General features: G+C 58.4%; 2 protein-coding genes. Both read right to left on the reverse strand.

What is annotated here, in order from left to right; translation table 11 throughout:
* Nucleotides 1-102: 102 nt before the first annotated feature.
* Nucleotides 103-1929 (reverse strand): DUF4214 domain-containing protein, encoded by a 1827-nt coding sequence (locus tag GVN17_RS29370; RefSeq protein ID WP_166598774.1) that lies wholly within the window; start codon nucleotides 1927-1929, stop codon nucleotides 103-105.
* Nucleotides 1930-2263: 334 nt separating this feature from the next.
* On the reverse strand, nucleotides 2264-5611 hold the full coding sequence (locus GVN17_RS29375; RefSeq protein WP_166598775.1) for a glycosyltransferase: 3348 nt from the start codon (nucleotides 5609-5611) through the stop codon (nucleotides 2264-2266).
* Nucleotides 5612-6193 lie beyond the last annotated feature (582 nt).

The raw sequence follows: 6193 nt of genomic DNA on the forward strand, positions 1-6193 counted from the left end.
GTTCTGGAGCGGGCAATAAAAAACCCGCCCTTTAAGGGGCGAGTTTTTTGAGATCAGCCTGCGATGGGCCGAGGCCCATCGCAAACTTCAAACAACAGCTAATTAAGCAACAGCAACGTGGTTGCTGGTGATAACGCCGTTAGCGTAGCTCACGTCGGACAGAGAAGTAACGCCTGCCAGAGTGATCACTGCAACGTTAGCGTCAGAACCGCCAGCAGCGTGACCAACAGCGTTGGACTCGATGACAGCGCTTACTACGCCGGTAGTTTTGTCTTGCAGGAAGAATACTTCCTTCACTGCAGCGTTAGTACCAACATAGTTACCAGTGCCATCAGTAGCAACAGTCACACCAGTAGCGAGAGTGAAGCCTTCGCCGATGTACAGAGCGTCGCCCTTGTTGAAACCAGTGATAGTCCAGTCGTCAGAGCCTTTGACGCCGTCTGCGAAGTAGAACAGATCCGCACCAGTGTTCAGATGCACGTCAGCGTTGGCGGCCAAGTCATGCGCGAAAGCAGGCAGGTTGGTGTGTGCAGTAGTGGCGGCTTCTTGCGAAGCATCAACTGCAACATCCAACGCGTCGGCTTGCTTGACCAATGCATCAGCAGCGTTGTAGTTGGCCAGAGTAGTGTCAGCAGTAACCTTGTTGCCGTAGGCAGTCAGGTAAGCACTGCCGCCAGCATTGGTAACTGCGGTGCCAGCATCCGACAGATTGTCCACAGCTACATTTTTGGTGTAGTCGGTAGAAGCCAGCGCTTTCAGAGCGGTGTAGTCAGAAGCACCGGTGGTGCCCAAGAAGGTACCGAAAGCGTCAGATACAGCTTTGATTTGATCGGCGGTTTTGGTGCCATCAGTCAGAGCTTTGTACAGGGAAGCGCCATCGGTAACAGCTGCAGAGCCAGTCAGACCGGCTGCGGTGTTAGCTTTAGCCAAGGCGGTGGAATCAGCAGCAACTGCAGCGTTGATGTCCACATCTACTTTGCCAGTTGCAACTGTAACTGCTGCTTTATCGGCAGCTTTTACAGCTTCGTTAGCTGTGTAAGCTTTTTCGTAGGCAACGGCCAGATCCACATTACCGGTCTTGCCAGCAGCTTGGACGAAAGCGTCACGCGCGCTGCTCAGCGCGCCGGTGGTGTTGGTGACGTTGGCTTGCAAAGTAGCGACGGTGTCGGTGCTAACTGCATTGCGCACAGCCAGAGCGTTATCAGCTGCAGCGTGAGCTTCGTCGTAGGTAGCTGTGGTGCCAGCAGGAGTAATTGCCAGGTCATCATCATCAAGTTGCTTGTCAGCTGGCAGCTTGTCGTTCAGCGCAATAACTGCTTTGTTCAGATCGGTCAGAGAAGTGATCTGGCCAGTTTTCAGGTCAGCCAGAGCTTTGACTGCGATAGCTTCAGCTTTAACTGCAGCCACACCAGCTGGAACTGCGACGCCTGGCAGGGTGCCATCGGACAGGTGGCCCAGAGCAGTACCTACGGAGGCAGCATTCGAGGTAACAGTAGAGATGATCGAGGCAGCGTCAGCTTTTACATAAGCGTCACCAGCAGTCGAAGTGTAAACCTCGGCAACCAGAACCTTGTTGGTCACTACTTGAGCGTCAGTAGCAGCGGCGCCAGCGATGAACGCGGTCAGCAACTGATCAGCTTGAACAGTAGAGCCACCGCCAGTGGTCCAGTAAGTCAGACCAGCTGCGTCTGGAGCACGACCGAACAGGTTGTTGTAGATCTTGATGACGGCGTCGGAACGCGACAGACCAGCGTATGCATCAGTGTACTCAGCTTGCTGAGTAGTGAAGTTGGTACGCAGATCGTCCAGAGTCAGGGTGGCGTTGGTAGCGTTCAGCTGAGCAGACCAGTAGTCCAGACCAGCTTTGTCGGCAGCGCGGCCCAGGTAAGCAACATACAGCTGTTGAATCTGTGCAGTGGTAGTAGCCATTACTCTTTCATCTCCAATATGAGTCGATATCGACACTCAGGCATCCGTTCGGATAGAAGGCCCGTCGGCCTTAGCCTGTTGCCACGTCCCAGCGGGCCGTGGCCCCCTTTATGGGAAGTCAGCGATCATTCGCTAACCCTGCCGTCAGCTACTGACCCAAGCATTTTTTCAAAGCTCTTCAGACAGATAACTGACGATTGCGCGCCGATCATACATGTCAAAATAGCGGCGAAACAATAGCTGTGATCCATCTTTTTTATGAAAGTCCATAGGGCTTTCTTGATTGGGTCAGTAGGAAGATTCGTTATTTACCGTAGCCTAAAGTTCCGTAAATTTACGCCGATATCGCGCGCAAAACGTTGTTCAGACGGGCGGACACGGCACTCCAGCCATGGTTTTTCAGCCAGATTTCCTGCTTGGCACGGGGAGAAGCGTCTAATTCGGCCCTGATGCCATCTGATAGCGCTACGCTATCAGTGCCCGGCAGGAATGTAACAGCATCGGACACATCCTCGAAAATCGACAACGGCGTGCAGAGAACCGGACGACCGGTACTCAGGCCCCAACGGACGGCTGCGCTCGACGATTCCTGGGTATGTTGATACGGGAAGACGATAGCGTCGGCCATGCCCAACCACGCCAGTGATTCTTCATCCGAAAGGAAGTCGGTGATCAGCGTCACTCGTCCGGATAAATCCGATTGCGCAATGCGCTGGCGGCAGGTTTCGGCCAGTTCGGCGGAGGCCGGAACCGGGTATTGGGCGTTGACCAGCAGCAGGTGCAGGGATTTGTCTTTCTGCGCGAGCATCGCGAACGCTTCGATCAATTCCGGCGTGCCTTTGTGTGGCAACAGGAAGCCGTAGCTGGCGAGGATCGTCTTGCCTTCCAGCTTCGCAGCCAATTGACGCGGGCCAGGCTCGGGCGGCGGGGTGTCGATGACGCCGTGGGGGAACATCAGCAGATTGTCGTTGAGGCCATAGTCTTTGAGGCGGTTGAGGTCGCCGACGCTGTGCACCAGCAGACGCTCGCACCCTGCGAGGGATTCGCGCATGTCGCGAAGGGTTTTCAATTCTTCGCCGTGCTTCACGTCCGCCGTGGAGTGGAACACCACCAGCGTGCGAATGCCCCGACCGTGTGCCCAGTCCAGAAAGGTCGCGAACGGCTTGATGCCGAAGAACGAAAAGTTGAACTGCAACAGCAGGGTATCGACCCCGGATTTTTCGACGGCGGCTTTCAGGCGGTCCAGCGTGTCGGTCGCGCCCGCGCTCCAGCACCGCTCGACGTGGTCCTGATCGCCCGCCGTGAGGATCGCGTCATCGTTGGCAAACACGACGCATTCTTCACCGAACGACGGCTCCAGCAATTTGGTGCTGTAGGTCGCGATGCCGCAGGCGCTGTTCCAGGTGGTGACGCTGCCCATCTTCGGCGCTTTTTTCAGCAGCGGCTGCTGTTGCGCGGTTTCGATGGCCTTGACCGTGGCCTTGGCGACTTCCGACCAGGTGAAGCGGCTGCGGATCAGCGCGTCGGCGGCTTCGACCCGCTTGCCAATAAAGGCCGGGAATTTGCCGTTTTTCCAGGCGGAGTGGAACTCGCCCAAAAGGCTTGCCAGATGATCGGCGCTCGGCTCGAACCAGACCGACGCAGCGGCTTCGAGGTGCGTGCGCGCACGTTCGTAGCGGTAGTCGATCAGCCACGCAGTGTCGGGGGTGCAGAAATCCGACTGACCGCCCTGCCCTGTCGTGACCACTGGGAGTTTGTGCAGCATCGCCTCGGCCAGCGGCAGGCCGAAGCCTTCGCCACGGGATGGCGCGATCAGCACGTCGCCCAAGGTGTAGAGCGCGCGCATCGCGGAATCCGGCAAGTCCTGAACGATCAGCTCGACCGCAGGCGCGGACGGCAGCGCCGAGGCCCAGTCCTTCACCTGCTGTTCGATGTTGTGGTGCGGGTTCGGGAAGGTTTTGATGATCAGGACCACAGCGTCATCGGCGGTAAAGGCCTGGCCGTAGGACTTGAGCAGCACGTCCACGCCTTTGCGCGGGAAGCACGAGGACACGTGCAGCAACTTGAGGCGTTCAAGGGTGGCGTTCGGCAGCGATGGCAAGGCAGAGGCGTCGATGTCGGCGCGCAGGATGTGATCGGCACCCAACCCCACGGTGATGATCGGCGCGGTGACGCCGTTGTCGATCAGCGTTCGGGTCACCCAACTGGACATGCTGGTGACGAGGTGCGCCTGGTGGTTGAAGTCGTGGACGAACGCTTGGGGCAGGCAGGACTCTTCCCAGCCATAGCAGGACACAACGTTGAAATCCCCTGCCATGTCGCTGACACGCGGTGGATACATGAGGCGCAACACGTTATTGGCAGGACGCTCGGCGCGGTCATGCAGAGCGGCGCAATCCGGGTTATCGGCGAGAAATGCGGGATCGACCGGAATCGGGCCTGGCCCTTCAGTAGCCCGCAGACCGACGCGGTGACCATTCTCGGCCAGGGCGCGACCCAGCTCACGGTTCACCAGCGCGAGGCTGTAGGTGCTGTCGAACGGCCCTTCGACGCGGTAATCCACGTTGAGCTGCGGCGCACGCTTTTCAAAACTGTGCTGCGGCAGGTGCAAATCGAAGCGCGCGAGGAAGGCGCTCAGGCGGTCATACAAATGCTGATAGGCGAATTCGTGCAGGCGTTCGGCACCGCGACGCTTGAGGTGGCGACGCAGCGCGGGGTTTTCCATCAACTGCATGATGGTGGCGGCGACGACTTGCGGGTCGTCGTTGTTGATCAGCAAGCCTGCGCCCGCGAGGGTGTGAGTCACGTTGCTGGACGGCGCGTCGTAGGCCAGGACGGGCAGGTCGTGGGCCATCGCCTCGATCAGCGGCATGCCGAAGCCTTCGTGGTGACTCAACGACACGAACAGGTCGCTGCGGGCGTACAGGGAATTCAGGGTGTCGTCGTCGACCTTGCCGGTCAGGCTGACGAACGCGCCGATGCCGAGTTCGGCGACGCGCTTCTCGATCTTTTCCTTGTAGTCCATGACCGTGAAGCCGCCGACGATGTACAGGTGCAGCGGCACGTGGGAGCGACGCAGCAACTGCGCGAAGGCCTCGACCACGCCGAGCTGGTTCTTGTGCGGCATGATGCGGCCGACGAACAGCAGGGTGAATGGGCGCGGGAGGTCGTTGCGCTTGATGGTGTGCGGCTCGATGCGATCAAGGTCCACGAGCAGGGGGATTTCGGTGGCGTTGTCGCTCGAATAGCCGCGTTGCAGCAATTCCTGCAGGTTTTGCTGGGAGTCGGCGATGCTGCCGGTCAGCCAGTGTCGCCAGGTGTCCACTTGATCCCAGCCGTGGGCGAGCATCGGTTGGATCGCGTGATCCGGCGGGAACAGCTCGCCCGGCGTGATGTTGTGAAAGACCATGAACTTGCGCTCGGGCAAGTCACGCAACCAGCCTTCAACCGGGTTGCCAATGCCATGATGAACCAGCAATGCGTCGGCGCTGCCGGGCTGGTAGTCGTCCATGCACAGGACATCGCCCTGCAATTGGTCGTTGGGTTTGATGCAGTAAATATCGGATTTGACGCCCGCTTGCCGCAGCAGCTTGCGGGTCAAAAACATGCCATTGCTGATGCCATCGCCCACGCTGACGCTGATGGCGAACTGGTGAATAGTGACGCGTGCTTCATTCTGCATTGAGGTGCCCGGGATGAAGGTGAAGATGAAAAAGGAGGATTATCGGTCAGTGAAAAAAAGAATGGCAGCGGTATATGAGGGAACGGGGGGATGGAGGTTCATTTGAGGGGGTTGGAGTGGGCCACGGGGATCGAGTCGTGGGTTTTGCTGGCGCTACGCACCAGATCGCAGGCAAGCCAGCTCCCACGGCCTTCGGCCAGAATCAAAAGCCCGGACCGCAACACGATCCGTTTCTGCCGAAGGCGTAGGAGCGTTGCTTGCTCGCGATGTGCTGCGAAGCGGCAGTAAAACCAGAGAACTCTATTCACCTGACACACCGCGTGGACGGGTTTTGCCATCGCTTCGCAATGGATCGCAGGCAAGGTGGAGCGCCACCCCGGCACTCCCACGGCCTTCGGCCAGTATCAAAAGCGAATGCCAACACCAACGCGAAGTTACATTGCGATCCGCTTCTGCCGAAGGCGTAGGAGCGTTGCTTGCTCGCGATGTGCTGCGAAGCGGCAGCAAAACCAGAGAACTCTATTCACCTGACACACCGCGTGGACGGGTTTTGCCATCGCTTCGCAATGGATCGCAGGCAAG

Source organism: Pseudomonas sp. SLFW, assembly GCF_009905615.1.
Taxonomy (GTDB): Bacteria; Pseudomonadota; Gammaproteobacteria; order Pseudomonadales; family Pseudomonadaceae; genus Aquipseudomonas; species Aquipseudomonas bambusae.